Source organism: Prauserella sediminis (genome assembly GCF_014195435.1).
GTDB lineage: Bacteria > Actinomycetota > Actinomycetes > Mycobacteriales > Pseudonocardiaceae > Prauserella > Prauserella salsuginis.
The window spans coordinates 390,471-414,153 of sequence record NZ_JACIBS010000001.1 but is presented as its reverse complement, the minus strand read 5'-3'; the positions used below and the strand labels follow the sequence as shown (position 1 = coordinate 414,153).

The window sequence follows — 23,683 nt, the reverse complement described above, 5'->3', positions numbered from 1 at the left end:
GCAGATCCGGTGGGCAGGTTTAACCCTCCGGACGGTGCGCCGCCGCCGGAACGGCACCCGCCCGTCCCAGCAGCTCGGTGGTGCTCGGGCCGAGGCCGAGCGTGCGGGCGTGGCGCAGGTCCGACGGTGTGTCGACGTCCGAGCGCAGCGACGCCGCCGCAGTGGTGAGGGCGACCGCTCCCGAACGCGCGTGCGCGTGGGCCGAGCCGGGCCCGAAGTCCGGTGCGAGCGGCTCCCCGGGGGCCGACAGCAACAGGGTCGTGCCCGTGCCGTGGCGGTCGGCGGTGAACGCACGGCGGCCGTCGGCCTCGGCGAGTGCCGCAGCGAGATCGGAGCTGCGCAGGGCGGGCAGGTCGGCCTGTAACGCCCCGACCACGCCGCGGTCGCCGCCTGCTCCCGGCGGCCCGGCGGCGACGCCGCACGGGGCGCGGACGAGCGGCTCGGCCGCGCGCAGCGCCGTGTTCAGGTCAGGGGCGCCGCGGTCGTCGACGATCTCGGCGCCCAGCTCGGCCAGCGGGGTGAGCGCATCGACATCGCCTGTGACGACCACCACGCGGTCGACACCGGGAGTGTCGAGGGCTGCCGACACCGTGTCCCTGGCCAGCGCGAGCACCAGCGACGTGTGCACCTCGGCGGCCCGCATCCCGGCACCGTCCGGCGAACCAGGCGAAACGGGCGAGGCGAGCGCTCCGCGGAGCCGGGATTTGCCGACGTGAGGCGGCTTCATCGGCACGAGGAGTGTGACGGTCACATCGGCCATCTTCGCGCATCTCTCGTGGTCCGGCGCCTGTGGGAGGATCGAGCGCCGAAATGTGGAAGTGTGCGAGGAGGAGTCTTGGCGGATCGCGAGAAGGGCGGCTTCTGGGTCGGTGCCGCGGCGGCGTTGTTCTACCCGTTGGCGTACCTGAGCAAGCGGGAGTACCGGAACTTCGAGGGCATTCCCCGTACCGGCCCGGTGCTGCTGGTGATGAACCACGTGTCACACCTGGATCCGGCCGTCGATGCGGTGTTCGTGCACCAGGCCAAGCGGGTGCCGCGGTTCCTGGCCAAGGCGAGCCTCGCGCGCGTCCCGGTCTTCGGCAAGATCATGACCGGCGCCGGCTCGATCCCCGTCGCCCGCGGCACGAGCTCGGCGGGCGACAGCCTCAAGGCGGCGCACCAGGCGCTGGACGAGGGCAAGGTCATCGTGATCTACCCCGAGGGCACGATCACGAAGGACCCGGAGTTCTGGCCGAAGCGCACGCAGACGGGCGTCGCGCGGCTGGCGTTGGCCAACGACGTCCCCGTGATCCCCTGTGCGCGGTGGGGCACGCAGGAGGTCCTCAACGGTTACAGCAAGAAGTTCCGCCCGCTGCCGCGCAAGACCGTGACCCACGTGGTGGGGGAGCCGGTCGACCTGAGCGCCTACCGGGAGAAGGCTCCGACGCCCGACGTGCTGCGCGAGGTCACCGACCTGCTGATGGCGGAGGTGACCACGCTGCTGGCCGACATTCGTGGTGAGGAGCCGCCCGCGAAGGCCGGCCGCGATGCCTGAACGGGCGGAACACCCCGACGCGGCCGAAACACCGTCGCAGCGGCCCGCGGTGCGAACCGTGACGGTGCTCGGCGCCGGATCGTGGGGCACGACGTTCGCGAAGATCCTCGCCGACGCGGGCAGGGACGTCACCATGTGGGCGCGCAGACCCGAGGTGGCGGCAGAGATCACCGAGCAGCACACGAACTCCGGCTACCTGCCGGGCGTGGTACTGCCGGACAACCTCACCGCGACGTCCGACGCCGCCGCGGCACTCGACGGCCCCGACGCCGTCGTGCTCGCCGTGCCCAGTCAGAGTCTGCGCGCGAACCTCGGCCGCTGGCGGGAGTTGCTGCCCTCCGACACGATCCTCGTGAGCCTTGCGAAAGGCGTCGAACTGGGCACGCTCAAGCGCATGAGCGAGGTGATCGGCGAGATCGCCGGCGTCGCCGAGGACTCGGTCGTCGTCGTGGCAGGACCGAACCTGGCGAAGGAGATCGCCGCGGGCCAGCCCGCGGCGGGCGTGTTCGCCTGCGGCGACCACGATCGTGCGGTCGTGGTGCAGGAGGCGGCGTTCACGTCGTACTTCCGGCCGTACACCAACACCGACGTCGTCGGCAGTGAGCTCGCGGGTGCCTGCAAGAACGTCGTCGCGCTCTCGTGCGGCATCGCGGCCGGACTGGGGTTCGGCGCGAACACCGTCGCGACGCTCATCACACGAGGACTGGCCGAAACGGCGCGACTGGGCGCGAAGCTCGGTGCCGACCCGATGACGTTCGCGGGCCTGGCCGGTGTGGGCGACATGGTGGCCACCTGTGCCTCGCCGTTGTCGCGGAACCGCACGTTCGGCGAGCGCATCGGCCGCGGCGAGACGATCGAGCAGGCACAGGAGGCCGTCGGCGGACAGGTCGCCGAGGGCGTCATGTCGTGCCGGTCGATCCGTGACCTGGCCGCCCGTGCCGGTGTCGACATGCCGATCACGGACGCGATGTACCGCGTGTGCCACGAGGGCAACGACCCCGCCACCGTCGGCGCCGAACTCCTCGGACGGGAGCAGAAGCCCGAGCGCATGTGAGCGTCCCTGCACGGGTGTGGGGTGGTTTTCGCGCGAGTGTGGCCGGCGCGACGGGATCGGCGCACCGGCCACACTCGCGCGCCGTGCTCCGCGACGCCGTGCTCCGCGACGCCGTGCTCCGGGGCGTCGTGGTGCCGGGCGGCGCGGTGTCGGACCCCCGTTGTGTCGGGCCCGTTGCGTCGGGCCCGCTGTGTCGTATGCCGCTGTGTCGTACGCCTCGCCGTGACCGTTTTTCGGGCGGTGGTCCTGGTGCAGGTGCTTCTCGCCGGTGCTGTCACGCCCGCGCGGCGGTTTCATTCCGTGGAATCGCCTTGACGCTCCATCACAGGGCTGGTTCTCTTGCGTACGTGCTGACGCAGAACGTATCCGCGCCACGGGGACCGCTCACCGGTCGCCGCGGTACGTGCTGCGCGCCTTGTTGTCGCTGTTGCCGGTGACCTCCGAGTCCGCACCGCAACCGCTTGACGTCTGCTCGACGCTTCCCTTCCGACAGCAAGGATCTCCCGCACGCCCATGTTCGCCGTTCCCGAGAACACCGTCGCCCTGCCCGAATCTCCCGCCCGTGTCGCGCGACACCCCGTGCGTGTCGCCCGCGACTACGCGCTCGACCGTGACCGGTGGCGCACGCTGCTGCGCTACGACCCGGACGAGCGGTTCGCCGCGCTGATCGATCGCACCGACGGCGACGAGGTCTGGCTGCTGAGCTGGTTGCCCGGTCAGTACACCGGCGTGCACGACCACGGCTTCGCCACGGGGGCGTTCACCGTCGTGTCCGGCACGCTCACCGAAACCGTCAGGCGCAGGGCTGCCGGCGAGGACGCGGGAACCGGCGCGGCCGGGCACACGGCCGCCGAGGTGCACACGCTCGGCGAGGGGCAGTCCCGCGTGTTCGGGCCCGGCTACGTGCACGAGGTGCGCAACGACGGCCCGGACCCGGCCATCAGCGTGCATGTCTACCGCGCCGAGGGTCGCACCGTCCGGCCGGTGCACGTCGACCCGCTCGCCGGGTCCGTGTCCGAGCCCGGCTGACGCGCCCCTTCCTCGCGTGCGGTCAGCGTGGGGCGGGGCGTTCGGCGATGTGCGGCGGGACCGGGACGTCGTCCGGGACGTACGCCGCGGCACGGGGTGCGCCGTAGACGGTGCGAACGTCGACCACACCCGCCCACACGTCGTCGCGGTCGACGTCCACGGGCTGTTCGCTCGGATCGCCGTCGCGGAGCTTCACCGACGCCTCGGTCAGGTCGAGGGCGAGCACCGCGACGCCGGCCAGCTCCTTGGCGTCCGGGGTGCGGGCGTAGTCCCACGAACCGGGTGCGAGGTGTTCGCTGATCACGCGCAGGGCGTGCTCTCGTTCGTCGTCGTCGGTGACCGCACGGGAGCTGCCGTGCACGACAGCGGAGCGGTAATTCATCGAGTGGTTGTTCAGCGAGCGCGCGTAGACGATGCCGTCGACAATCGTGACCGTGACGCAGATGTCCACGCCGCGGGCGGCGGTGCGCACGTTGCCGGATCCGGTGGAGCCGTGCAGGTAGAGCGTGTCGCCGTCGCGTCCGTACCCGGTCGGGACACACAGCGGTGAACCGCCGGACACGAGCGCGAGGTGGCAGATCAGTCCGGCGTCGAGCACGGCATGCAGCTCGGTGCGGTCGGTGGCGGCTCGCTGCTGCTTGCGGGTCAGCGTGCTGCGGGCTGTGGCGGACAGTGATGGGGACGTCGGCATGGGCCAACGATCGTCCACGCAGTGGCATGGTGGAATGTCCACAATCAGGCAAGTTCAGGAGTCCACTTTGAAGGAGTCGGTGTGACGCACGCCGAGGCGACGCGCGAAACCGCGTTGCCGGTGACGCTCGACAGGGAATCGCACGTGCCACTGGCCGTGCAGCTGGCCGACGCGCTCCGCGAATCGGCGTCGTCGGGACACCTGCGCGGCGGTGACCGCCTGCCGTCCACGCGCGCGCTGGCGGGCAGGCTCGGTGTCAGCCGCACCGTCACGGCAGCCGCCTACGAACAGCTGCACGCCGAGGGCTGGATCGTCGGCAAACACGGCTCCGGCACGTACGTCACGACCTCGCCACCGAGTGCCCGCCCCGAACACCGTTCCGCTGCCGCGCGCGACGAACTGCCGCCGGGCAGGCTCGCCCTGCTGCCCGGTGTGCCGTGGGCGGAAGGCCTGGACCGGTCGGCGTGGCGGCGTGCGTGGCGGGCGGCGTCCGACACCCCGCCCGCGGTGTACCTGTCGCGGACCGGGTTGGGGGAGTACCGCGAGGTGATCTCCGAACACCTGTTGCGGCACCGCGGGCTCGACGCGGGTACCGAGTCGGTACTGGCCACCGGAGGAACGACGGCCGCGGTGGTCGAACTCGCCGCCGCCGTGCTGGCCCCCGGCGATCTCGTGGCCGTCGAAGAACCGGGGTATCAGCGCGCCGTGCAGACCTTCTCCCGCGCGGGCATGCGCGTGGCGGGGGTGCCGGTGGACGAGGAGGGGCTGCGCACCGACCGCATTCCCCCCGGCGTGCGGGTCGTGTACTGCTCGCCCGCGCACCAGTACCCGATGGGATGCCGGATGAGCGCCTCCCGGCGGGTCGAGCTGGCCGAACTGGCCAGGGAGCGGGATTTCCTCGTCGTGGAGGACGACTACGACGGCGAGCTGCGCTACGACGTCGCCCCGTTGCCGCTGCTGGCTTCGCTCGCGCCCGACGTCGTCGTGCATCTGGGCACCACGAGCAAGATCCTTACCCCGACGTTGGGGGCGGGCTGGATGGTGGCGCCGCCGTCGGTGACGCGGGCCGTGCTCGAACACCGTGAACTGACCGGCACCCGCCCCTCGCCCGCGGGGCAGCACGTGGTCGTCGAACTCGCCCGGCACGGCGATCTGGGCAGGCACCTGCGCAGGCTGCGGCGGGAGCTGTCCGACCGGAGGTCGATCCTCGTCGACGCGTTCGCCACCGCGGGCGTGCCCGTGCTCGGCGACGACGCGGGCGCACATCTCGTGGTGCCGCTGCCGTCTGCCGAGGACGAGCGGGAGCGGATCGCGGCGGGCAAGCGCCGCGGCGTGCTGCTCGACGGCCTCGCCCGGCACTTCGCCACCGCCCCGACGGCACACGGCGTGCTGGTCGGCTACGCCGGGTGTTCGCGGTCCGAGCTCGCCGAATGCGTGCCGACGCTCGTTGACCTGACCCGGATGCGGCACCGGTAGGGTGGCCGGTCATGAGTAGCCGCAAGACGCGCGTGGCCGTGGTGTTCGGCGGCCGCAGCAGTGAGCACACGATTTCCTGCGTGTCCGCAGGCTGCGTGCTGGACAACCTCGACCCGGAACGGTTCGAGGTCGTGCCCGTCGGCATCACCCCGGCGGGTGGTTGGGTACTGGGTACCGACGACCCCAAGGCCCTCGAGATCCGCGGGCGCGAACTGCCGTCGGTCGACGACGGCCGCGCGCTCGTGCTGGCGGGCGATCCGACGAGCAAGAGCGTCGTGAGCCTCGAACCCGGCAGGGAGGCCGAGGTGCTGTCCGAGGTGGACGTCGTGTTCCCCGTGCTGCACGGCGCCTTCGGCGAGGACGGCACCATCCAGGGGCTGCTGGAGATGGCCGACATTCCTTACATCGGTGCGGGCGTACTGGCCAGCGCTGCGGCGATGGACAAGGAGTTCGCGAAGAAGCTGCTCGTCGCCGAGGGGCTGCCCGTCGGTCCGTACGCGACGGTCCGCCGTGGACAGTCCACCCTCGACGACTCCGAGCGTGAACGCCTGGGCCTGCCGGTGTTCGTCAAGCCGGCGCGGGCGGGCTCGTCGGTCGGTATCACGCGCGTGACCGACTGGTCACAGCTTTCCGACGCGATCGCGCTGGCACGCGAGACCGACCCGAAGGTGCTCATCGAGGCGGGGATCACCGGTCGCGAGGTCGAGTGCGGCGTGCTCGAGTTCCCCGACGGCCGCGTCGAGGCGTCGCTGCCCGCGGAGATCCGCGTGCTCGCCGACGACGCCGACGCCTGGTACGACTTCGAGACCAAGTATCTCGGCGAGGACGCCGAACTGGACATCCCCGCCAAACTCGGCGACGACGTGACCGAACGCCTGCGCGCGTGTGCGGTCGAGGCGTTCCGTGCGCTGGACTGCCAGGGACTGGCCCGCGTCGACTTCTTCGTCACCGACGGCGGCGAGCTCGTCATCAACGAGGTCAACACGATGCCGGGGTTCACCACGACGTCCGCCTACCCGAAGATGTGGTCCGTCACGGGCGTCGACTATCCGACGCTGTTGTCCACTTTGGTCGACACGGCGATCGCCCGCGGTACCGGCTTGCGCTGACCCGTTCCGTCGCGGGGCCGTTCCGTCGCGGGGCACCGGTTCGCCGGCCTGCGTGGCCCGGTGTCTCCGGCCGTCGGACAGAGCCGGTGGTCGTCAGCAGGTAGGGCCGGTCGCCGTCAGAACGTGGGTGAGACCTGCTTCATCGTCTCGTCGGCCAGGTCCGAGATGCGTTGCAATGGGCCGGTCCCCGTTCCCTCCGGCACGGTGAGCGCCAGGAAGACGGGCCGGTCGACGACGTACCAGGTGGCACTCGGGCCGGCCTCGTCCGGCACGTGCAGCCACTGCACCCCGTTGATCTGCCGCAGTGTGGACGTGCGCTTCAGTTCCGGCGGCCGGTCCAGGCCGCAGCGCAGCACCACCGGACTGTCCTGGCCCCAGGCCGCGGTCGCGGGTGGTGCGGGCTCGGCGAGCTCGCGTCGCTGCAACTGTTCGCCCGACGACGTCAGCCGGTCAGGAACGGCCTCCAGCATGCGCCGGCACGCGTCGCTGTCGGACTCCGGTGCGGGAATCGACACGAGCGGCAGCGGACCGGCCGGGCCGGTGGCGTCCGCATCGGCCTGCGCACCACCGGCCGGGTCGGTCCCGGTGTCCCGGCCGAACAGGCCGATGGCACCGACACCCGCCGCCAGTGCCACGGCGAGCCCGGCCGCTGCGATGATCAGCTTCCGCGGCGGCGCCCCTGTGTCGGTGGCAGCGGTATCGGCGGCGGACGCGGATGCCTCCGGCGCGGTCCCTGCCGCGCCGGACGAGCCGGTCGTGTCCACGGGGTCGGGCGTATCCGCCTGATTCGCAGTGCCCGCCGAACCGGCCGCGTCCGTCGTGTCGGCCCCGTCTACCGAACCGGCCGCGTCCGCCGAGTCGGCAGAGCCGTTCGTGTCTGCCGAGCCGTTCGTGTCCGTCGTGTCTGCCGGATCGGCGGTCTCGCCGGATCGGCTGTCCCGGTCGGGCGTGTCGGAGCTGTCGGTCATGCGGTCGTATCGGTCCTCGGCGTCGGTCGGTCCCGGCAGGCCCTGCGGCGATTCCCGCCGCGGGCGGAGCCCGTCACTGCGGCAGGTGCACCACCGGGCAGGTCAGGGTGCGGGTGATGCCGTCGACGTTCTGCACGTTGGCGACGACGAGCTGGCCGAGATCGTCGACGTTGTCGGCCTCCGCGCGGACGATGACGTCGTACGGGCCGGTGACGTCCTCGGAGCTGGCCACTCCGGGCAGTTCGGCGATCGCGGCGGCCACCGACGCGGCCTTGCCGACCTCGGTCTGGATGAGGATGTATGCGTGCACCACGGCGCGTCCCTTCGTCCGTTTCGGCCCCCGTGGGCCCAAGATAGGTAACGTCGCTGCAACGTACCGCAGGTGGGGCACCGGAGGTGTTGTGTGGAGGGCAGGGACAGCGGCAGAGACCCGGGCGGCCGAGCGGGTGACGGTGCCGGTGGCACGGTCGCCGACGTCGGCGAGTTCGGGCTGATCCGCGACGTCACCGGCAGGCAGCAGCTGCCGGCGGGCACCGTCATCGGGCCCGGCGACGACGCGGCCGTGGTGGCTGCACCGGACGGGCGTGTGGTGATCAGCACGGACGTTCTCGTGCAGGGGGTGCACTTCCGCCTCGACTGGTCCAGTCCCGAGCAGGTCGGTCACAAGGCGGCTGCGGTGAACCTGGCCGACATCGCCGCGATGGGGGCGACGCCGACGTCACTGGTGGTCGGCTTCGGTTGTCCCGCCGACACCGACGCCGCCGTCGCGACCGGCATCTCCGACGGCTTGACCGCGGAGGCCGCGCGGGTGGGCGCGGGCATCGTGGGCGGCGACGTCGTGCGCGCCGACCAGCTGGTGGTCAGTGTCACCGCGCTCGGTGACCTCGGCGGGCGCGCTCCGGTGACGCGTTCGGGGGCGCGGCCGGGACACATCGTCGCGGTGTGCGGCAGGCTGGGATGGGCGGCCGCCGGTCTCGCCGTACTGGGCCGCGGATTCCGGTCGCCGGTCGGAGTGGTCAACGCACAGCGTGCGCCGGAACCGCCCTACACCGCGGGTCCCGCGGCCGCCGACGCGGGCGCCACGGCGATGATCGACGTCTCCGACGGGCTCCTCGCCGATCTCGGGCATCTCGCCGAGGAATCCGACGTCGGCATCGACATCGCCTCCGAGTCGCTCGAGGTGGACCGCAAGCTCGTCGATGTGGCGAACGCGCTCGGGGCGGATCCGATGCGGTGGGTGCTCACCGGTGGGGAGGATCACGCACTCGTGGCGACGTTCCCGTCGTTCGTCGACCTTCCCCAGGGCTGGCGGCAGATCGGCACGGTGCTGATGCCCGACACCGGCGTCACCGTCGACGGCAAGCCCTACGACGGCGATATCGGCTGGGAACACTGGCGCTGAATCGGGTTACATGGACGGCGTGGACATTCATGTGCTCGCCTTCGACCACCCCGACTCGACCAAACTGATCGACCTCGTGCAGCAGGAGTACGTCAGCCGCTACGGCGACCCCGACGTCACACCCGTCGACCCGGCGGAGTTCGCGCCGCCGCAGGGGATCTTCCTCGTCGGCTACCGCGACGAGGTGCCGGTCGCCTGCGGCGGCTGGCGCGCCCACGCCACCGACGACGGTTCGCTGCGCGCGGGCGACGCCGAGATCAAGCGCATGTTCGTCGTCGACGGTGAGCGAGGCCGTGGTCACGCCCGCGTGATGCTCGCCGCGCTCGAGCGCACCGCCGCCGAGCACGGCTGCGGCCGCATCGTCCTCGAAACCGGGCACAAACAGCCCGAGGCCATCGCGTTGTACCGTTCGTCGGGCTATCACGAGATCGAGAAGTTCGGCGTGTACGCCCAGGACGAGCTCAGCGTCTGCATGGCCAAGGAACTGGAGTAACGCGGATGGCGATCTACGCGCTCGGCGACCTCGAACCGGACATCCATCCCGACGCGTGGGTGCATCCGGACGCGACCCTGATCGGCGACGTGCGCATCGGTGCCGAGGCGTCGATCTGGCCGCAGACCGTGCTGCGCGCCGACAACGACCGCATCGAGGTCGGCGTGCGCTCCAACATCCAGGACGGGTGCATCGTCCACGTCGCCAAGGGGCAGCCGACGATCCTCGGGCCGGGGTCGGCGATCGGGCACAACGTCCACGTCGAAGGCGCGACGATCGGCACGGGTTGTCTGCTCGCGTCCGGCTCCGTGGTCCTCAACGGCACGGTCGTCGAGGACGGTGGCGTGGTCGGCGCGGGCGCCGTGGTGTCGTACCGCGGGCATGTGCCGTCCGGGCACATCGCGCTCGGTGTGCCCGCCAAGACGCGGGAGAACACGTCACTGGGCGCCGACGCGATCGCGCGCATCGTCGACGGTTACGTCGAGCGCGCGAAGCGGTATCGGGCGGAGCTACGCAGGCTCGACTGACTGTCAGGGCGGACTCACCGGCGCGCTAGAGTCCGGGCCGTGACTTCCACGGGTACTTCCGGACATGGGCTGGCCGATGTCGTCGAAACGGGCTGGGCCGAGGCCCTCGAACCGGTGGCGGACACGATCGCCGCGATGGGGGAGTTCCTGCGCGCCGAGATCGCCGCGGGACGGACCTACCTGCCCGCGGGCGAACACATCCTGCGGGCGTTCCAACAGCCGCTGGCCGACGTGCGCGTGCTGATCGTCGGCCAGGACCCGTATCCGACGCCGGGGCACCCGATCGGCCTGTGCTTCGCCGTGGCCCCGGACGTGCGGCCGCTGCCGAAGAGTCTCGTCAACATCTACAAGGAGTACTGCGAGGATCTCGGGCATCCGATGCCGTCCAACGGCGACCTGACGCCGTGGACCCGGCAGGGCGTGCTGCTGCTGAACAGGTCGCTCACGGTGCAGCCCGGCAAGCCGAACTCGCACCAGGGCAAAGGCTGGGAGCAGGTGACCGAGCAGGCCATCCGCGCGCTCGCCGCCCGCGACCAGCCGCTCGTGGCGATCTTGTGGGGCAGCAACGCGCGCAAGCTCAAGCCGATCATCGGGGCCGAGCGGTGCGTCGAGTCCGTACATCCCAGCCCGCTGTCGGCCCACAACGGCTTCTTCGGCTCGCGCCCGTTCAGCCGCGCCAACGAACTGCTCCAGGCTCAGGGTGGCGAGCCGGTCGACTGGCGCCTCCCGTAACGATTCCCGCCGCGTGTCCTGAGCCCGCCCGTCGCCCCACCACCGCCCCAACACCGCGCTGTCGCGCGACTGCGTCCCCGCGCGTGTTCTGCACTCAGCACCGCGTGTCCTGCGTTCGGCACCGCGTGTTCTGCGTTCGGCACCGTGTGTTCTGCGTTCGGCACCGCGTGTTCTGCGTTCGGCACCGTGTGTTCTGCGTTCGGCACCGCGTGTTCTGCGTTCGGCACCGCGTGTTCTGCGTTCGGCACCGCGTGTTCTGCGTTCGGCACCGCGTGTTCTGCGTTCGGCACCGCGTGTTCTGCGTTCGGCACCGTGTGTTCTGCGTTCGCGGCTGTCGTGTTGTGTGTTGTGGGGCCCGAGTTGTGAGTCGAGGGGCGTGTGTTGCGCCCGCGCGTGTCCCTACCGCCGCCCCGCGGGTGAGCCGCTGAGCCCGTCGGGGCCGTGGGTGCATCGGTGGGCCCGGGGTGCGCGTCCTCGGGGCCGGGGATCAGTCGGTGCCTGCGGCGCGACGCCGGTGGGCGGCGACCTTGTGCCGGTTGAGACAGGTCGTCGAGCAGAACCGGCGGCGGCCCGCGGGAGAGGCGTCGGCGTAGACGTCGACGCAGTTCGCGCCCCGGCAGGTGCCGAGCCGGTCCGGCCCATGCCGCAGAAGCCACGCCAACACGGTGGTGGCGAGCGCGGCGGACAGCGTGTCGGTGGGGTGGTCCACGGTCCAGCGCAGCCCGTCGACCGCGGCCACGGGCGTCGGCCGCAGGTCGCGCAACCGGTCGTTGAGGCGTTCGCGGGCGGAGGTGCCGGCGGCGAACACCGGGTGGATCGCGTTGGCCGCGGCCACGAGGCCGTCGACGTCGGGCAGAGGTCCGGTCCAGGTCAGCAGCTCCGCGGCGTCGGGGTAGGCGGTGTGCTGCTCGCCCGCGGCGTCGCGGGCCGCGTCGGCGTACTCGTTCACGAACTCGACCACGTCGTGCATGTCGAGCACAGGCACATCCGGCATCCTGCAACACTAACTCGTTGCGGCGCTTTATATGGTTACACGATCTGTGTAACCATATAAAGTATGTTTTCGGGTTACATCGACGTCGGTGTGCTGCCCGCGTTCCTGGGTGCGGTCGTGGTGCTGATGGTCGTGCCCGGGCCCGACATGGCGTTCATGGTCGCCACCGGTCTGCGCGACGGGCGGCGTGCGGCAGCGCGGGCGGCGTTCGGCATCACCGCGGGCGTGAGTGTGTACGTCGTGCTGACGGCGCTCGGTCTCGGCGCGCTCCTGGCTGCGATGCCGCAGGTCGGCGACGTGATCCAGCTGTGTGGAGCCGTGTATCTCGGCTATCTGGCGTGGACGACGTGGCGTTCGGCGGGCGGCCCGGTCGCGGTCGACGAGCCGCCGCAACCGCGGGCGTTCCGGCGCGGATTCCTGGTGAACCTGTCGAACCCCAAGATCCTGCTGTTCTTCACCGCGTTCCTGCCACAGTTCCTGGGCGAGACCGGGGGCGACCCGACGCTGCAGCTGCTCCTGCTCGGCGTGCTCCTGCAGGTGATCGGCCTGGCTGTCGACCTCGTCACGGGGCAGCTCGCTGGCGCGGTCCGGGATCGGGTCCTGGGCAGTCCGCGCGTGCGTACGGCGTTCGAGCGGCTCGCCGCAACCGTCTACGGATCGTTGGCCGCCGCGCTGGTCGTCGACTCGCTCCGCTGACGGGCCGCGGTGCCACGAGCGCCGGCGACCCACGAGTGCCGGCGACGAGGTGTCGACTGTCGCGGCACGAGTGGAGGGTGCGCGAAGAGGCAGCCGTGCGGCGGCGCGTCGGTGGGGGTGGGTGACGCGCCGGCGCAGGGCTCGCGGTGCCGAGTGCAGGGCTCGCGGTGTTGAGCGCAGAACACGCGGTGCCGAGTGCAGGACACGCGGTGTTGAGTGCAGGACACGCGGTGTTGAGTGCAGAACACGCGGTGTTGAGTGCAGAACACGCGCGAAGTGGGTTGCGCACAGCACGAAGCCCCGGGGATCGATCGATCCCCGGGGCTTCGAGAGCTTCGGATTCTGAGGCGTCAGCCCCGAACGACCTTGCCGGCCTTCAGGCAGGAAGTGCACACGTTCATACGCTTCTTCTGGGAAAGCCCGAGCTTTGCGTGCACGGTCTGGATGTTCGGGTTCCACCGGCGGTTGGTCTTCCGGTGAGAGTGCGAGACCGACTTGCCGAAGCCCGGCCCCTTGCCACAGACGTCGCACACGGCAGCCACGTCGAACACTCCTCGAGAAAGTAGGTAAACACAATCCGCCCGGGAATGCCGGGCATCTCGAACAGGGTAGCCGGTGCGGTCTCCGCCGCTCCATCCGGGTCGATACGCTCGCGTCGAACCCACCTTTTCCCTGCAGGAGGACAAGCGGTGCACTCCCTGGACGCGGCAGCCGTGCGCGCGTGGGCGGGCGCCTGCGTACGGAGCCTCGAGGAGCTGCGCGCCGACATCAACGGCATCAACGTCTACCCGGTCGCCGATTCCGACACCGGTTCCAACCTGCTGCACACCGTCACGGCCGCCCGCGCCGCGCTGGAAGGACGCCCCGAGGTCGCGCATGCGGGCGAGGCGCTGCGCGCACTGGCCGAAGGGGCCGTCGCGTCGGCGCGCGGCAACTCCGGGGTGATCCTGTCACAGGTCCTGCGCGGGTTCGCCGAGTCAGCGGGCGACGCCGCGGTGCTGGACGGCCGGGGCCTCGCCGTCGCCCTGCAGCACGCCGATGCGCGCGCCACCGGCGCGGTCGCCCGGCCCGTGGCGGGGACGATGCTCAGCGTGCTGCACGCCGTCGGTATCGCGGTGGCCGGACCCGACGGCGGCAATCCCGACGACGGCGGCAACCTCACCGCCGGCGGCGCCGCAGGAGACGCCGCCCGCCCGCACGCCGCCTACGGCTACGGCACCCACCCGCACGCCGCCCACTCTCACGCCGTCCAAACCCGCGCCCACGCCGTCGCGGCGGATGGCGCCGGCACGCTCGAGGACGTGGCCCGCACCGCTGCGCGGACCGCGGCCGAGGCGCTGGCGGAAACCCCGCGCCAGCTCGCCGCCCTGGCGGCCGCGGGCGTGGTCGACGCGGGAGGCCGCGGGCTGGTGGCCGTGCTGGACGCGCTCGCCGCGGTCGTCGCGGGCGAGACGGCCGTCGCACCGGATCGTCCGGTGGCCGCCACGGCGGCGCTGCCCGCGCCGCAGGCGTGGGAGGTGATGTACCTGCTCTCCGACCTCGACCCCGCCGCCGAGGACGCCGCGCTCGCCGCCCTGCGCCGGGATCTGGCCGAACTGGGCGACAGCGTCACGGTCGCAGGCGACGGGGCGGGCAACCACGCCGTGCACGTCCACTGCGACGACATCGGGGCGGCGCTCGAGGCCGGGCTGCGGCACGGCAGACCGCACCGGGTGCGGGTCGAACCACTCATGACGCCGGCACCGCCGGAGAGCACGGCCGCCGACCGTGCCGTCGTCGCCGTGCTCCGCGGGGAAGGCGTGGCCGAGCTGGTCGGCGCGGAAGGCGTGCCGGTGCTGGCGGTCGCCGCGGGAGCGGAGCCGACGACGGAGGAGTTGCTCGGCCTCATCGGGGAGACGGCCGCGGAACACGTGACGGTCGTGCCCGGCGGGGTGGACCTCACGGCGGTCGCCGAACGCGCGGCGAGTCATCCCGTGCTGGCCGAGCGTGAGGTCGTCGTCGTGCCGTGCGCCTCGCCGACGCAGGCGCTGGCGGCGCTGGCGGTGCACGATCCGGAACGCAGGGCCGGTGCCGACGTCGTCGCGATGGCCGAGGCCGCCGCTGCCACCCGGCGCGGCGACATCGTGATCGCGGGCGAGGACGCGCTCACGTGGGTCGGCCAGGTGCGTGCCGGTGACGTGCTCGGGCTCGTCGACGGCGAGGTCGTGCGTATCGGCGAGTCGGGCGACGTGACCGAGGCGGCCGTCGAGGTGCTGGAGCGGATGCTGGCGGTCGGTGGGGAACTGGTCACGGTCCTGACCGGCGCCGGCTCGCCGCCAGATGTCGAGGACGTGCTGTCGGAGCATCTGCGCGTCGGCCATCCGGAGGTCGAACTGGTGTGCTACTACGGTGGGCAGTCCGATGCGGTGCTGTTGATGGGCGTCGAATGAACCGGCGCAGCGTGAACCGGGCCAGTGTGAAGCGGCGCCGTGTGAACCGGGCCAGTGTGAACCGGGCAGCGGCACGGACGTGCGAGGACAGGGCGACGCGGGCAGGCGAGTGACATGACGACGATGGCCGACAGGCTTTCCGGTGTGCTGGGTGCCAAGACGGCGAAGGCGCTCGCCGCGTCGCTGGACCTGCACACGGTCGCCGATCTGCTGCGGCACTACCCGCGCCGGTACGCGCGCCGCGGCGAGCTCACCGACATCGTCGGTCTCGAACTCGGCGAGTACGCCACGGTGCTGGCGCGGATCGAATCGACCAAGCGGCGCCCGATGAAGAACCGCAGGGGACAGATCCTCGAGGTCGTGCTCACCGACGGCAGCCGCCGCATGTCGTGTGCCTTCTTCGGTCAGGAATGGCGGGAGAAGGAGCTGCGACCCGGCAGGAGCGGTCTGTTCGCGGGCAAGGTGTCGGCGTTCCGCAGCAACCTGCAGCTGTCCAATCCGGAATACGAACTGTTCGACGATGACGACGACAGCTCGTCCACGGTGGACAGCTTCGTCAAGCAGATCATCCCCGTGTACCCGGCGGCGGCGGGCATCACGTCGTGGGCGGTCTCGCGGGCGGTGCGGCAGGTGCTCGACACGCTCGATCCGGTCGACGATCCGCTGCCCGAGGTGTTGTGCGCCGAGCACGGCCTCACCGACCTCGACACGGCGCTGCGCCGGATCCACCGCCCGGAGAGTCAGGAGGAACTCGATTCCGCGCGAGAGCGCCTCAAATGGGACGAGGCGCTGTCGATCCAGTTGATCTTCGCCCAGCGCAGACAGTCCGAGGTGAGCGATCCGGCGCCGGCCTGCCCGAGGATCGACGACGGTATCGCGGCGGCGTTCGACGAGCGGTTGCCGTTCGAACTCACCGAGGGGCAACGCGAGGTCGGGGAGGCGGTCGCGGCCGACCTGGCGACGGCGCATCCGATGAACCGGTTGCTGCAGGGCGAGGTCGGCAGTGGCAAGACGATCGTGGCGCTGCGGGCGATGTTGCAGGTCATCGACGCGGGCAGGCAGGCGGCGATGCTGGCGCCGACGGAGGTCCTGGCCGCCCAGCACGAGCGGTCGTTGCGGGAGCTGCTCGGTGATCTCGGCAAGGCGGGCGAGCTCGGTGCGGCCGATCCCGCGACGAAGGTGACGCTGCTGACCGGATCGATGAGCGCGAAGGAACGCAAACACGCGCTGCTCGAGGCGGCCTCGGGCGAGGCGGGCATCGTCGTCGGCACACACGCGCTGATCCAGGACCACGTGACGTTCGCCGATCTGGCGCTGGCCGTCGTCGACGAACAGCACCGCTTCGGTGTCGAACAGCGGGACGCGCTGCGCACGCGCGGTGCGGACGGCACCAGTCCGCACGTGCTGGTCATGACGGCGACGCCGATCCCGCGGACGGTGGCGATGACGGTCTACGGCGATCTGGAGACCTCGGCGCTGCGTCAGCTGCCGTCGGGCCGGTCACCGATCGCCACGACCGTCGTGCCGGTCGCGGAGAAGCCGTCGTGGCTGGACCGGGCGTGGCAGCGGATCACCGAGGAGGTCGGCAAGGGCAGGCAGGCGTACGTCGTGTGCCCGCGGATCGGTGACGAACCGCCGGGCGACACGGGTGACCGCCGCCCGCCGATCGCCGTGCTCGACCTCGTGCCGATGCTCGAACAGGGTCCACTGCACGGCCTGCGGATCGGCGTGCTGCACGGCAGGCAGCCGACGGAGGACAAGGACGCGGTGATGCGCGCGTTCGCCGCCGGGGAGGTCGACGTCCTCGTCGCCACGACGGTCGTCGAGGTCGGCGTGAACGTGCCCAACGCGACCGTCATGGCGATCATGGACGCGGAGCGGTTCGGCGTGAGTCAGCTGCACCAGCTACGCGGACGCGTCGGCCGTGGCTCGGAGCCGGGACTGTGCCTGCTCGTGACGGAGATGCCGGACGGCACGAGCACGCGGCAGCGGCTGGCCGCGGTGGAGTCGACGACCGACGGGTTCGAGCTGTCGAAGCTGGATCTGGAGCTGCGCAGGGAGGGCGACATCCTCGGTGCGGCGCAGTCGGGGACGAAGTCGGCGCTCAAACTGCTGTCGCTGCTGGACGACGAGGACGTGATCGCGCGGGCACGCACCGTCGCGCAGCAGGTCGTGGGTGCCGATCCGGAACTGGCGGGCAGTCCCGGTCTCGCGCGGATGGTCGCCGAGGTCATCGATTCCGAGCGGGCCGAGTACCTGGAGAAGTCCTAGCCTCACCCCGGTGCCCGGTGCCCGGTGCCCGGTGCCCGGTGCCCGGTGCCCGGTGCCCGGTGCCCGGTGCCCGGTGCCCGGTGCCCTGAAGCGCACCTTTGGGGCACCGGGCACCCCGAAGTGCCCTTCGGGGAACCCTGCGTTTGCCTTTGGGGCACCCTGTGTTCCCGATCCGTGGGAAGGAGCTCCCACGAGACGGGAGGTAGCGGGTAACGTGCCCCGCGACCGATCCGAGGGACGGAAGGACCGGGAATGTTCCGCAAAGTGCTCGTCGCCAACCGGGGCGAGATCGCCATCCGCGCGTTCCGCGCTGCCTATGAACTGGGTGCGGGAACCGTGGCCGTGTTTCCGCGCGAGGACCGCAACTCGCTGCACCGACTGAAGGCCGACGAGGCCTACGAGATCGGCGAACCGGGACATCCGGTGCGGGCCTACCTGTCGGTGGACGAGGTCGTCCGCGCCGCGCAGCGCGCCGGCGCGGATGCCGTCTACCCGGGGTACGGCTTCTTGTCCGAGAACCCCGACCTCGCGCGCGCGTGCGAGGAAGCCGGCATCACGTTCGTCGGCCCGGACGCCGAGACCCTCGAACTGACCGGCAACAAGGCCCGCGCCGTCGCGGCCGCCCGCGAGGCCGGGGTGCCGGTGCTCGGCTCGTCGGCCCCGTCGGCCGACGTCGACGAGCTGGTCGCCGCCGCTGAGCAGCTGACGTTCCCGGTGTTCGTCAAGGCCGTCGCCGGCGGTGGCGGGCGCGGCATGCGGCGGGTCGAGGATCCGGCGCAGCTGCGGGAGGCCATCGAGGCTGCCTCCCGCGAGGCGGAATCGGCGTTCGGTGACGCGACGGTGTTCCTCGAACAGGCCGTCGTCGAGCCGCGGCACATCGAGGTGCAGGTCCTCGCCGACGGCCAGGGCAACGTCATCCACCTCTACGAGCGCGATTGTTCGGTGCAGCGCAGGCACCAGAAGGTCGTCGAGCTGGCGCCGGCGCCGAACCTCGACCCGGACCTGCGCGAGCGGATCTGCGCCGATGCCGTGAAGCTCGCCCGGCAGATGGGCTACCGCAACGCGGGCACCGTCGAGTTCCTTGTCGACCGCAGCGGCAACCACGTCTTCATCGAGATGAACCCGCGGATCCAGGTGGAGCACACGGTGACCGAGGAGGTCACCGACGTCGACCTGGTGCAGTCGCAGCTGCGCATCGCCTCGGGGGCGAGCCTGGCCGATCTCGGGCTGTCGCAGGAGGCGATCTACCTGCGCGGCGCGGCGATGCAGTGCCGGATCACCACCGAGGATCCGGCCAACGGGTTCCGTCCCGACACCGGCATGATCAGCGCCTACCGTTCGCCGGGTGGGTCCGGTATCCGCCTCGACGGCGGTACGGCTTTCTCCGGTACGGAGATCAGTGCGCATTTCGATTCGATGCTGGTCAAGCTGACCTGCCGCGGGCGGACGTTCGACACGGCGGTGGGCCGTGCCCGGCGCGCGCTCGCCGAGTTCCGCATCCGCGGTGTCGCGACGAACATCCCGTTCCTGCAGGCCGTGCTCGACGATCCGGATTTCCAGGCGGGACGGGTCACCACGGCGTTCATCGAGGAGCGGCCGCATCTGCTCACCGCGCGCCACTCGGCCGACCGCGGCACCCGGCTGCTGACCTATCTCGCCGACGTCACGGTCAACAAACCGCACGGCGAGCGGCCGCGGCTGGTCGACCCGGAGGAGAAGATCCCGGCGCTGCCGTCCGGTGCGCCGCCCGCGGGGTCGAAGCAGAAGCTCACCGAGCTCGGTCCCGAGGGTTTCGCGCAGTGGATGCGCACCTCCGGCACGGTCGGTGTCACCGACACGACGTTCCGTGACGCCCACCAGTCGCTGCTGGCCACGCGTGTGCGCACGAAGGACCTGACGGCCATCGCACCCGCCGTGGCCCACACGATGCCGCAGCTGCTGTCGGTGGAGTGTTGGGGCGGCGCGACCTACGACGTCGCGTTGCGGTTCCTGGCCGAGGACCCGTGGGAACGTCTCGCGCTGTTGCGGGAGGCGATGCCGAACGTGTGCCTGCAGATGTTGTTGCGGGGGCGCAACACCGTCGGCTACACGCCGTACCCCACCGAGGTCACCGACGCGTTCGTCGAGGAGGCCACGGCGACCGGCATCGACATCTTCCGCATCTTCGACGCGCTCAACGACGTATCGCAGATGCGGCCCGCGATCGACGCCGTGCGGGCGAGCGGGAAGTCGGTGGCCGAGGTGGCGTTGTGCTACACCTCGGACCTGTCCGAGCCGGGCGAGAAACTGTACACACTGGACTACTACCTGCGACTGGCCGAACAGATCGTCGAGGCGGGCGCGCACGTCCTGGCGATCAAGGACATGGCGGGCCTGCTGCGTGCCCCCGCAGCCGAGAAGCTCGTCACGGCGCTGCGCCGGGAGTTCGACCTGCCGGTGCACATCCACACCCACGACACCGCGGGCGGTCAGCTCGCCACGTACCTGGCCGCGATCCGTGCGGGAGCCGACGCGGTGGACGGGGCGGTCGCGTCGATGGCGGGCACCACGTCGCAACCGTCGCTCTCGGCCATCGTCGCCGCGACCGATCACTCCGACCGGCCGACCGGGCTGGACCTGCGGGCGGTCGGCGATCTCGAGCCGTACTGGGAGACGGTGCGGAAGATCTACGCCCCGTTCGAGGCGGGGCTGGCCTCGCCGACCGGCCGGGTCTACGACCACGAGATCCCCGGCGGTCAGCTGTCCAACCTGCGCACGCAGGCGAAGGCGCTCGGACTGGGCGACCGGTTCGAAGAGGTCGAGGCGATGTACGCCGCGGCTGACCGGATGCTCGGTCACATCGTCAAGGTCACGCCCTCGTCCAAGGTGGTCGGTGACCTGGCGCTGCACCTCGTGGGTGCGGGCGTGGCACCGGCCGAGTTCGAGGCCGATCCCGGCAAGTTCGACATCCCCGACTCCGTCGTCGGATTCCTGCGCGGCGAGCTCGGCGACCCGCCGGGCGGCTGGCCCGAGCCGTTCCGTACGAAGGCCCTTCAGGGGCGTGCCGAGGCCAAGCCCGAATCGACGTTGTCCGAAGAGGACCGGAAGGCGCTCGACACGGATCGGCGGGCCACGCTGAACCGGCTGCTGTTCGCCGGCCCCACCAAGGAGTTCGACGCCCACCGCGACGCGTACGGCGACACGAGTGTGCTGCCGAGCAAGGACTTCTTCTACGGCCTGCGGCCGGGGGAGGAGTACACGGTGGACCTCGAGCCGGGAGTGCGGCTGTTCATCGCACTCGAGGCGATCGGTGAGGCCGACCAACGCGGCATGCGCACCGTGATGTCCACACTGAACGGTCAGATGCGGCCGATCCCGGTGCGCGACCGGTCCGTGGCCACGGACGTGCCCGTGGCGGAGAAGGCCGACAGTCGCGATCCGAACCAGGTCGCGGCGCCGTTCGCGGGCGTCGTCACGCTGCAGGTCGGCGAGGGCGACTCGATCGAGGCGGGCGACACGGTGGCGACCATCGAGGCGATGAAGATGGAGGCCGCCATCACCGCTCCCACGGGCGGCACGGTGCGACGGCTCGCCATCACCACGGTGCAGCAGGTCGAGGGCGGCGACCTGCTGATCGTCCTGGAGTGACCGCCGGCCGGTGCGTCACCCGAGTGCGGCGAGGGTGTCGTCGAGCTCGGTGACGCACCGGTGGCGCCGGTCGCCCGCGGGCTGCAGCAGGCCGCGGGCGACCGTTGTCGAGGAGCCCGGTCGGTTCGGCCGGCGACGTACATCACGAACGCCCGGTCGCGGCGGCCGGGCGGCCGAGGTCACCCGCGTGCGGTGCGGCTGACGAGTACCGTGCCCCCGGTGACGATTCAGGCGATACCGCAATGGCAGGGTGCTCTCTCCGACGACGCGGCACGGCGGCTCCCCGCGGGATGTCGCGCTCTCGCGGCGTTGGCAGGGGAGGTCCTCGGCGCCGAGGTTCGCGGGGTGCCCGTGGTTGCGGACGCCACGGCCACTGTGGATGGTGTCGGACACCGGAATGCGTTGGTACGCAACCGGGACGCCGTGTTGGCTGCATTGGGTCCCGGCGGGCCGGTGCTGACCGTGGGCGGGGACTGCGGCGTTGATCTGGTCCCGGTGGGATTCGCGCGTCACCGCTACGGTCCGGAGCTGACGGTCGCGTGGTTCGACGCGCATGCGGATTGCAACACGGCCGACAGCACGCCGTCCGGGGCGTTCCACGGTATGGTGCTGAGTGCGCTGTGTGGTCGGATGGAGCGTCGTAGCGCGCCGCCCGGCCGGCACTCCGGTGCCGACGCCCCGGCCGCAGACGCCGTCGACCGGGACTTCGACGCCAGTCCTGCCGTCGAGCGTGGGCGTGCGGTGCTCGTCGGCACGCGGGTGTTCGATCCGGAGGAACGCCGCGCCGTGGCCGAGGGTCTCGTGCGGCACGTTCCGCCGCCGGCCGAACCGGCCGCGGTGCGCGACGCCGTGGCGGATGGGCCGGTATATCTCCATGTCGACCTGGACGTCCTCGACCCCGCCGCGTTCGACGGCACGCGGTACCGCGAACCGGGTGGGCTCACGGTCGACGGGCTCGTCGCGGCCATCGACGCCGCATCGCAGGGCCGAGTGGTCGGCGCCTCGCTGACCGAGTGCGCCACCACCGACCCGGTGTCGCTGCGGCGGCTCGTGCCCGTCCTCGAAGCGCTCGGCAGGGCCCTGGAACCCGGTCGCTGACACGGAAAGCGCGCGCCTGCCCGGCAGGAAGCCCCGCCCCGCCCCGCCCCGGCGTGGCGTGGTGACCCCGGGGGCGAGATGTGCGACCCGGGGCAGATGTGTGGCCGGGCAGCTGGTCCCCGCGCCTGCCCGACCCACCGGTCGTACTGGGCTGCCCGGGTGAGTGCCGTGGTGCCTCCGCCAGTGCCGGTCTTCCGCCCCGCTGTTTCGTGTGGTGTGCTCGCTTCGTCCCTCCAATGACTGTGGGGAAGGGAGTTGTCACTGCCCGTGAGTGCTCACCGTGCACGAGAAGCGTCGGAGTCCGGCCTGTTGCGGGGCATCGGCGGGATCATGCGTCCCGAACTGGAGGATGTCGCCGGTGAGATCACCGCGGCGATCCGCGCGGCGATCCCCGAGTACCAGGGCTCGTTCGACGGCCCCTACGGCCGGTGGATGACCGAAGGTGTGCGACAGGCGATCGCGCTGTTCGTCGACCGGCTCGGTGACCCCGCCGCGGTGTCCGCGACGCCGACGAACCCACGCGGTTCCGCCGCACTGGACGGCCACGAGGTGCACCGCAGGATCGGCAGGCAGGAACTGCACGAGGGCCGCAGCCTGGACACGCTGCAGCGCGCCTACCGCATCGGGGTACGGGTGGCGTGGCGGCGGATCATGCTTCTCGGCAGGCGCAGCGGCTTCTCGTCGGCGGTCATGTCGCAGCTGGCCGACCGGATGCTGGCGTTGATGGACGAGCTCTCGTCCGTGGCGCTCGACGGCTACCGGGAGGCGGAGTCGGAACCGGCCGATCCGGTGACGGCGGCGCGGCGACGGCTGGTCCGATTGCTGGTCTGTGGGCGCCCCGTCGCCCGGGACGACATCGAGGATCTGGCCCGGCTCGCCCGCTGGCCCGTGCCCGACACGGTCACCGCGATCGCGTTGTGCCCTCCGGTGTGGCCGTCGTCGGGAGAGGTGCCCTGCGACATGCTGGCGGATCTGACCGGCACCAGTCCGTTCCTGCTCGCCCCCGGCGCCGTGACGGCCGACGAGGCGGCGCGGTTGCAGGCGTCGCTGGTCTGCGGGCCCGTCGGCGTCGGCGTGCCGGTCGAGCCGTTCGCCGCTGTGGACTCGTTGCGGCTCGCGCGGCGCGTGCTGGCGCTCGCCGGTGACGGCGCCCCGCCGTCGGAGGTCGTCGTATGGGCGGAGGAGCGTCTGCCCGAACTGCTGCTGCAGACCGCGGACGTCGTCACGGCCCAACTGCGCCGAAGGTTGTTCGAACCATTGTCGGATCTCACGGACCGGCAGCGGGAACGCACGATCGAGACACTGCGCGCGTGGCTCGAGGAACAGGGCAACGCTCATGCCATGGCCGACCGGCTGGGACTTCATCCGCAGACGGTCCGGTATCGGATGCGGCGGATCGAGGACGCGTTCGGGCCGCGGCTCCGCGACGCCAGGGGACGGTTCGAACTCGAAATGGCCGTGTACAGCCTCAGCGGCGATGCGTCCGGCGGCACCGGGAGCGGATTCGTCAGCCGGTGACAACGCGGCCGGAAAAGTTTGTGCCACCGGTGAGC

At 71.5% G+C, this 23,683-nt stretch carries 21 protein-coding genes; 15 read left to right on the top strand and 6 right to left on the bottom strand.

The genetic code is table 11. The annotated features are described in order from the left end of the window. Window positions 1-19: 19 nt before the first annotated feature. On the bottom strand, window positions 20-751 hold the full coding sequence (cofC, locus tag FB384_RS01890; protein WP_183778565.1) for a 2-phospho-L-lactate guanylyltransferase: 732 nt from the start codon (window positions 749-751) through the stop codon (window positions 20-22). Window positions 752-835: 84 nt separating this feature from the next. Here cofC and FB384_RS01885 point away from each other — a divergent pair, with 84 nt between their 5' ends. The 3 genes from FB384_RS01885 (at window position 836) to FB384_RS01875 (ending at window position 3,617) form a co-directional block, all read left to right on the top strand. Then, complete coding sequence (locus tag FB384_RS01885) at window positions 836-1,534, top strand: lysophospholipid acyltransferase family protein (RefSeq protein ID WP_183778563.1); 699 nt, start codon at window positions 836-838, stop codon at window positions 1,532-1,534. Further along, window positions 1,527-2,588 carry an NAD(P)H-dependent glycerol-3-phosphate dehydrogenase gene (locus FB384_RS01880; protein WP_183778562.1) on the top strand — a complete coding sequence of 354 codons (1,062 nt, stop codon included), beginning with the start codon at window positions 1,527-1,529 and terminating at the stop codon, window positions 2,586-2,588. Before FB384_RS01885 ends, FB384_RS01880 begins: the two co-directional genes overlap by 8 nt. 513 nt (window positions 2,589-3,101) lie before the next feature. Then, the gene (locus FB384_RS01875) at window positions 3,102-3,617 is read left to right on the top strand and encodes a cysteine dioxygenase (protein ID WP_183778561.1); all 516 of its coding nucleotides are present in this window, start codon (window positions 3,102-3,104) and stop codon (window positions 3,615-3,617) included. Between the two features lie 22 nt (window positions 3,618-3,639). Here FB384_RS01875 and FB384_RS01870 read toward each other — a convergent pair whose 3' ends face one another. Further along, window positions 3,640-4,308 (bottom strand): pyridoxamine 5'-phosphate oxidase family protein, encoded by a 669-nt coding sequence (locus FB384_RS01870; RefSeq protein ID WP_183778560.1) that lies wholly within the window; start codon window positions 4,306-4,308, stop codon window positions 3,640-3,642. A gap of 81 nt (window positions 4,309-4,389) precedes the next feature. On the opposite strand from FB384_RS01870, the gene pdxR reads away from it, so the two are divergent. Both pdxR and FB384_RS01860 read left to right on the top strand, forming a co-directional pair. Then, window positions 4,390-5,784, top strand: coding sequence for a MocR-like pyridoxine biosynthesis transcription factor PdxR (gene pdxR, locus FB384_RS01865; RefSeq protein ID WP_258937379.1), 1,395 nt, complete (start codon window positions 4,390-4,392; stop codon window positions 5,782-5,784). Window positions 5,785-5,795: 11 nt separating this feature from the next. Further along, window positions 5,796-6,893, top strand: a complete 1,098-nt coding sequence (locus tag FB384_RS01860; protein WP_183778559.1) for a D-alanine--D-alanine ligase family protein — start codon at window positions 5,796-5,798, stop codon at window positions 6,891-6,893. A 116-nt stretch (window positions 6,894-7,009) separates the two neighbouring features. Here FB384_RS01860 and FB384_RS26665 read toward each other — a convergent pair whose 3' ends face one another. Next, window positions 7,010-7,549, bottom strand: coding sequence for a DUF3515 domain-containing protein (locus FB384_RS26665; RefSeq protein WP_323985281.1), 540 nt, complete (start codon window positions 7,547-7,549; stop codon window positions 7,010-7,012). Between the two features lie 385 nt (window positions 7,550-7,934). Further along, on the bottom strand, window positions 7,935-8,174 hold the full coding sequence (locus tag FB384_RS01850; RefSeq protein WP_183778557.1) for an Lrp/AsnC ligand binding domain-containing protein: 240 nt from the start codon (window positions 8,172-8,174) through the stop codon (window positions 7,935-7,937). 90 nt (window positions 8,175-8,264) lie between these two features. On the opposite strand from FB384_RS01850, the gene FB384_RS01845 reads away from it, so the two are divergent. The 4 genes from FB384_RS01845 to FB384_RS01830 are packed head-to-tail and all read left to right on the top strand — an operon-like array spanning window position 8,265 to window position 11,015. After that, the gene (locus FB384_RS01845; protein WP_183778555.1) at window positions 8,265-9,263 is read left to right on the top strand and encodes a thiamine-phosphate kinase; all 999 of its coding nucleotides are present in this window, start codon (window positions 8,265-8,267) and stop codon (window positions 9,261-9,263) included. Between the two features lie 10 nt (window positions 9,264-9,273). Next, window positions 9,274-9,756 (top strand): GNAT family N-acetyltransferase, encoded by a 483-nt coding sequence (locus tag FB384_RS01840; RefSeq protein WP_221212609.1) that lies wholly within the window; start codon window positions 9,274-9,276, stop codon window positions 9,754-9,756. Window positions 9,757-9,761: 5 nt separating this feature from the next. Beyond that, window positions 9,762-10,283 carry a gamma carbonic anhydrase family protein gene (locus tag FB384_RS01835; protein WP_183778551.1) on the top strand — a complete coding sequence of 174 codons (522 nt, stop codon included), beginning with the start codon at window positions 9,762-9,764 and terminating at the stop codon, window positions 10,281-10,283. 39 nt (window positions 10,284-10,322) lie between these two features. Next, a complete protein-coding gene (locus tag FB384_RS01830; RefSeq protein WP_372497690.1) occupies window positions 10,323-11,015 on the top strand; it encodes a uracil-DNA glycosylase in 693 nt (230 codons plus the stop codon). Between the two features lie 487 nt (window positions 11,016-11,502). Here FB384_RS01830 and FB384_RS01825 read toward each other — a convergent pair whose 3' ends face one another. Then, on the bottom strand, window positions 11,503-12,009 hold the full coding sequence (locus tag FB384_RS01825; protein ID WP_183778549.1) for a CGNR zinc finger domain-containing protein: 507 nt from the start codon (window positions 12,007-12,009) through the stop codon (window positions 11,503-11,505). Between the two features lie 63 nt (window positions 12,010-12,072). On the opposite strand from FB384_RS01825, the gene FB384_RS01820 reads away from it, so the two are divergent. Continuing rightward, on the top strand, window positions 12,073-12,705 hold the full coding sequence (locus tag FB384_RS01820) for a LysE family translocator (RefSeq protein WP_183778547.1): 633 nt from the start codon (window positions 12,073-12,075) through the stop codon (window positions 12,703-12,705). A gap of 350 nt (window positions 12,706-13,055) precedes the next feature. Here FB384_RS01820 and rpmB read toward each other — a convergent pair whose 3' ends face one another. Next, a complete protein-coding gene (gene rpmB, locus FB384_RS01815; protein ID WP_075846683.1) occupies window positions 13,056-13,247 on the bottom strand; it encodes a 50S ribosomal protein L28 in 192 nt (63 codons plus the stop codon). A 147-nt stretch (window positions 13,248-13,394) separates the two neighbouring features. On the opposite strand from rpmB, the gene FB384_RS01810 reads away from it, so the two are divergent. From FB384_RS01810 to FB384_RS01790, 5 genes are all read left to right on the top strand, one after another. Next, on the top strand, window positions 13,395-15,134 hold the full coding sequence (locus tag FB384_RS01810; RefSeq protein WP_323985093.1) for a DAK2 domain-containing protein: 1,740 nt from the start codon (window positions 13,395-13,397) through the stop codon (window positions 15,132-15,134). Window positions 15,135-15,248: 114 nt separating this feature from the next. Further along, entirely contained in the window at window positions 15,249-17,405 is a 2,157-nt protein-coding gene (recG, locus tag FB384_RS01805) for an ATP-dependent DNA helicase RecG (RefSeq protein ID WP_183778543.1), read from the top strand. A gap of 252 nt (window positions 17,406-17,657) precedes the next feature. Then, entirely contained in the window at window positions 17,658-21,032 is a 3,375-nt protein-coding gene (locus FB384_RS01800; protein WP_183778541.1) for a pyruvate carboxylase, read from the top strand. A gap of 219 nt (window positions 21,033-21,251) precedes the next feature. Continuing rightward, window positions 21,252-22,130 (top strand): arginase family protein, encoded by an 879-nt coding sequence (locus FB384_RS01795; RefSeq protein ID WP_183778540.1) that lies wholly within the window; start codon window positions 21,252-21,254, stop codon window positions 22,128-22,130. A gap of 267 nt (window positions 22,131-22,397) precedes the next feature. Further along, a complete protein-coding gene (locus FB384_RS01790) occupies window positions 22,398-23,648 on the top strand; it encodes a PucR family transcriptional regulator (RefSeq protein ID WP_183778539.1) in 1,251 nt (416 codons plus the stop codon). Window positions 23,649-23,683: the final 35 nt, after the last annotated feature.

What these genes read in the sequence shown, in the direction of transcription:
- FB384_RS01820 (WP_183778547.1), top strand. Translation starts at nt 12,073, where the DNA reads ATGTTTTCGGGTTACATCGACGTCGGTGTGCTGCCCGCGTTCCTGGGT.
- FB384_RS01825 (WP_183778549.1), bottom strand. Translation starts at nt 12,009, where the DNA reads ATGCCGGATGTGCCTGTGCTCGACATGCACGACGTGGTCGAGTTCGTG.
- recG (WP_183778543.1), top strand. Translation starts at nt 15,249, where the DNA reads ATGACGACGATGGCCGACAGGCTTTCCGGTGTGCTGGGTGCCAAGACG.
- FB384_RS01875 (WP_183778561.1), top strand. Translation starts at nt 3,102, where the DNA reads ATGTTCGCCGTTCCCGAGAACACCGTCGCCCTGCCCGAATCTCCCGCC.
- FB384_RS01835 (WP_183778551.1), top strand. Translation starts at nt 9,762, where the DNA reads ATGGCGATCTACGCGCTCGGCGACCTCGAACCGGACATCCATCCCGAC.
- FB384_RS01860 (WP_183778559.1), top strand. Translation starts at nt 5,796, where the DNA reads ATGAGTAGCCGCAAGACGCGCGTGGCCGTGGTGTTCGGCGGCCGCAGC.
- FB384_RS01800 (WP_183778541.1), top strand. Translation starts at nt 17,658, where the DNA reads ATGTTCCGCAAAGTGCTCGTCGCCAACCGGGGCGAGATCGCCATCCGC.
- FB384_RS01840 (WP_221212609.1), top strand. Translation starts at nt 9,274, where the DNA reads ATGGACGGCGTGGACATTCATGTGCTCGCCTTCGACCACCCCGACTCG.
- FB384_RS01870 (WP_183778560.1), bottom strand. Translation starts at nt 4,308, where the DNA reads ATGCCGACGTCCCCATCACTGTCCGCCACAGCCCGCAGCACGCTGACC.
- FB384_RS01880 (WP_183778562.1), top strand. Translation starts at nt 1,527, where the DNA reads ATGCCTGAACGGGCGGAACACCCCGACGCGGCCGAAACACCGTCGCAG.